This is a genomic window from Mesorhizobium sp., assembly GCF_004962925.1.
GTDB lineage: Bacteria > Pseudomonadota > Alphaproteobacteria > Rhizobiales > Rhizobiaceae > Mesorhizobium.
Window position 1 is genome coordinate 21544 of record NZ_SUEO01000009.1, and the last position, 4196, is coordinate 25739.

The following is a 4196-nucleotide window of genomic DNA, read 5'->3' on the forward strand; positions in this document are numbered from 1 at the left end:
CGCCTGCCACAGTCCGCCATCGCTGGCCCTCGCGCATCAGTACACCGCGATCGATAAGGCCGCGGACGATCTCCTCTACAAAAAGGGGGTTGCCGCCCGCGCGCTCGAGGATCTGGTCGAGAAGCCCTCCTGCGGAGTTTACCCAGCTCTCGCCGAAAAGCGCCGCCAGCAGGCTGCGTCCGTCATCATTGTTGAGCGGCGAAAGCCTGAGCGCTGTGTGACTGACCCGACTTGAGTCGAGCTGGCCGTTGTCCGGCGCCGGACGATGCGTGACCAGCAACATCAACCGCGTGCGTTCCAACCTGTCCATCACGAAACGTAGTGCCTCGAGCGACACGGCGTCGGCCCAGTGCAGGTCTTCGACGACAATCAACAGCGGCGACAAAGCAAGGCGCCGTTCGATGATGGTGCGGACTGCGTAGAGAATTTGCCGTCGCAGCTGCTCGGGCTCGACATGCTGCAAGGTGGCATCGGGGTCGCCAAGGCCGAGCACATGGTAGAGCAACGGCATCAGCCGCTTCGCCTCCTCGCCCGGCAGGCCGAGATCGGTAAGCAAGCCTGCGAGCTTCCCTCGCATTTCGTCCCCATTGTCGTTTTGCATCATCCCGGCAGCGCCGCGCACCACTGCGCCCAAGGCGCCAAATGATTGTTCGCCCAGCGGTGAGCAGGTGGCCAGCCGCACGGCGACGTTGCGAAAACGATCCTCGTCGCCGACGCGGGCGACGAACTCCTTCACCAGCCGCGATTTCCCTATACCGGCCTCTCCGACGAGGCGGACAAGTTGGGCAGAGCCGCTGCACGCCTGGTCAAGGCTCGCCAGCATTCTATTGAGCTCCGCACCACGACCTATTATCGGCGCACTGAGGCCGAGCGCCTCGAGCCCACGCGCTGCACGCGGCGCCGCAAGCGGTGCATCCAGTCGATGAACGAGCACACTGCCAGCCTTGCCGCGAAACACGACATCACCCAGCGACTCGTAAGAGAAGGCATGCCGGGTCAGCTTGTGAGTGAGCTCGCCTACCAGCACCTCACCCGGTGCGGCCAGCGATTGCAGGCGTTGCGCCGTATTCACTGTGTCGCCGGTCACCGAATAGGATTTGGCGGTGCCGATGCCCAATCCGCCAGTAACGACCGGACCAGTGTTTATGCCGATGTGGAGTAACAGAGGCGAGCCGGAGTGGGGGGTGCTTTCGCCGAGCCGCGCCGTCCGGGCGATCATGTCGAGAGCCGCGCGAAGCGCACGTTCCGGATCGTCCTCATGTGCGACCGGCGCACCGAACAAAGCGAGCAGTGCATCGCCGATGAATTTGTCGACGAAACCACCGAAATTTCGCACGGCCGCCGTCAATTCCTTGAACAGTTCGTTCTGCAGCGCTTGCATGACCTCGGGGTCGAGCTGCTCGCTGAGTGTCGTGAAGCCGCAAAGGTCAGCGAATAGGACTGTTACCGTCCGGCGATCGGCGTCAGAGACGGGATACAGCCCTTCTTCGCTTTCGACGTTCGGAAGCAGCGACGGAGTTCGAGAAGGCGGCACAACGGTCCGGCTTGGTGTGGGAGCAGGCCGTTCGACGGTTTTTGCGGGCGCACCGACGCTTGCCCCGCATTTCGGACAGAACTCGAAATCAGGTGCGCAAGGGTAGCCGCAACTGGCGCATGGCACGGGCTGGCGCCTGCCACACCTCGGACAGAAAGCGTAACCGCCCTCAACCTCGAAACCGCAGCCCGAGCAGTCCATAGGACAAGACCTCACCAGGGGCCGTGACGGCGTGATCTCACTACGCACTTCACGGCCAGGGTATTTCACAAGGATGAACCGATAACCGTCGACCAGCAAGCGGCAGCATAAATGGGCATCGAGCGAGCAGTGTGGGTCCGGTGGCAGAGCGCTGCCGATCGAGGCGGAAGCCGTCGTCGAAATCCCGAAAGGCATCAGCGTCAAGGAAGCGGCCGGATCAGACGCCAGAGGCTCACCCATAGATCGCCGTCGCTTGCGGTTGCGGACCAGAAAATCAACCTGAAGTAAGGCTCAGCTCGCCTTGATCTCTGCCTGGCCGATCTTGCGCCATCGGGCGTTTTCGCGAACCAGTTTCAGGTCGTCGGTCGTCTCGGCAAATGTCCGCAAACGGTATTGCCGGAGCAGGTCCGGGAAGAGCGCCCCTTCCGGCAGGCCGGCAAGCTGCTCGCGGACCGAGATCTTTTCATCGATGACCCGCATGCCCCAGGCATTTTCCCGAACCTGCAGCTCCGCAGCCAGATCGCGCTCTTCCGGCGCGTTTTCATCTAGCGCAGCCAGCAGGATCGAGTGGAAAAGCGCTACGTAACCTATCTGTCTCAGGCCGCCCACAACCCGCACGCGCGGCAATATGGCAAGGACGAGGAACATCAGGAACAAGTTCGGTAGCAGCACGCCGTCCAGCAGCGCCTGCCTGAGATGCGGCCGCTCGAACGGGATGGAAAGACCATGCGGCCTGTCAGGCTCGATCAGGTACCCGTTATCGAGGACAAGCTTGCGCACGCGCTCCTCGCGGATGCCCCAGAAATAGGCCGTGGCATTGGGCAGGAATCTGCCAAATGGGCTCGATGCGGCCGCTTGCAAGGCACATTCGAGACGCTGGCGCCTTGCGGGCTCAATGAGCAGCCTGGAAAGAAGGCTGCCATCATGTTCTAGATGCCGCGCCACGGCAGCCGCAGCGAGCCGATCATCGATGAAAACCGGCAAGGCCATGCCGGAACGATCCCAATCGGCGACCAGATCCTCGTTGAGGGCTGTCAGCGCATCGGCGGCGGTTCCAAACACCTTGTCCTGGCTGGCAAGCAGTGTGTCCAGCCAGCGGCTGGCATCCGTTTCGTCGCCCACCGCTTCGAGCGCGCGCTTATTGAGGGTGACGGGACCGGCCACGCAGGCGCTTTTGCGGCACAGTTTGTGGCGCCCCATGCCAAACAGGTTGACCTTGTCGTCACCGACATCGAGCCATCCCGGCCCCTCCCGGCCAATTGTCTCCATGGTCATCGTCGTTCCCATGAAGCTGAAGAAGGCCGACAGCCCGTTTTCGACCGCGCCGAGCCAGGCAAGCAGGAGGGCATCGAAGGTGATCCGGTCCATGAGAAGCAGGCAGTGCAGGCCGGACTGAATCACCGGTCTGTACTCGAACTCGTCGAGGGCCTTGCCGATCTCTTCAGGCTGCATAATCACCCCAAGGCGCTGATGCAGGACTTCGCGCAGGATCGAGCGGGCAGCGATCGCCGGGCCCGATGCAGGCCTTGCCACCGGCCGCCACAGATGGCGGGCGTAATCGGAAACCGGTGCATTCCAGTTCTGCTCGATGTCACGCACGACTTCCGGGCAGAGCAGCGACAGCACAGCCAGAATTTCCGCCGGAGGCGTAGGGGTTGGGTCAAAGACGGCGGTCATTGGTCCCGTCTAGCCGCTTGCGGTGCAAACGCCAAGGGAGACAAATCACCTGCTCGCTGGCTCGGCACGAATTGTTAGATTGGCTAAACAGTTAAGGCTGAACAGCGGATCTCAGAACCGCAGCCGTGCCATGCTCAGGAGGTCGTGGTACTGCCCGTCGGTAAAACCGGCCTTCACATGCCGGCCTTCGACCTCGAAGCCGTGGCTTGTGTAGAGACGGACGGCCGGTTCGTTGTCGGCATAGACGGTCAATTCGACCCGCTTCAGGGCGCGCCAGTTGTCGGCCACGTCAAGCAGCGCGCCAAGTATGGCAGAGCCGATACCCTTGCCGACAAAGGCATCGTCAAGGCCGATATTGATCTCGCCGATATGCGAACGGCGCGGCGAACCCTGCACCACAAGGCTGCCATGGCCGACGACCTTGCCGTCCAACTCGGCAACGATCCAGGTGGTTTCCTGGCCGGACTTGGCGATGCGCCGCTCCACCTGCTCCACCATCTCGAAGGGCATCCTGAGCGTGCCCCAGCGAAAGCCCGGCATGTTGAAGATAGCGCAAAGCGCCTCCGCATCGCTTGGCCGGACGGCCCGGAGCTGCGGCTGGATATTCTCGGAGGATGGCGAGGTCGTGCTGGTCATGGCGCTCCCGGCGAAGGCAATCGGCCCGGCACGATGCACCGGACGTCACCTGAAAATCCAGCCGTTTCTGGAAACTATGATGCCGATTGCGAGCTAAAATACCGGGAGGTGGCGTAGAGTTTGAAGACGCCGCTGATGCCGATCCAGC

General features: G+C 62.4%; 2 protein-coding genes and 1 pseudogene. All 3 read right to left on the reverse strand.

Translation table 11 applies throughout. From position 1 onward, the window contains the following. A pseudogene (locus tag E5W87_RS04010) lies at nt 1-1735 on the reverse strand (adenylate/guanylate cyclase domain-containing protein); the annotation flags it as partial. 291 nt (nt 1736-2026) lie between these two features. Continuing rightward, nucleotides 2027-3412, reverse strand: coding sequence for a hypothetical protein (locus E5W87_RS04015; RefSeq protein WP_292394264.1), 1386 nt, complete (start codon nt 3410-3412; stop codon nt 2027-2029). A 111-nt stretch (nt 3413-3523) separates the two neighbouring features. Further along, nucleotides 3524-4048 carry a GNAT family N-acetyltransferase gene (locus E5W87_RS04020; protein ID WP_292394266.1) on the reverse strand — a complete coding sequence of 175 codons (525 nt, stop codon included), beginning with the start codon at nt 4046-4048 and terminating at the stop codon, nt 3524-3526. Between the last annotated feature and the right edge of the window lie 148 nt (nt 4049-4196).

Coding starts and splice junctions, on each gene's coding strand:
- E5W87_RS04015 (WP_292394264.1), bottom strand. CDS start 3,412: ATGACCGCCGTCTTTGACCCAACCCCTACGCCTCCGGCGGAAATTCTG.
- E5W87_RS04020 (WP_292394266.1), bottom strand. CDS start 4,048: ATGACCAGCACGACCTCGCCATCCTCCGAGAATATCCAGCCGCAGCTC.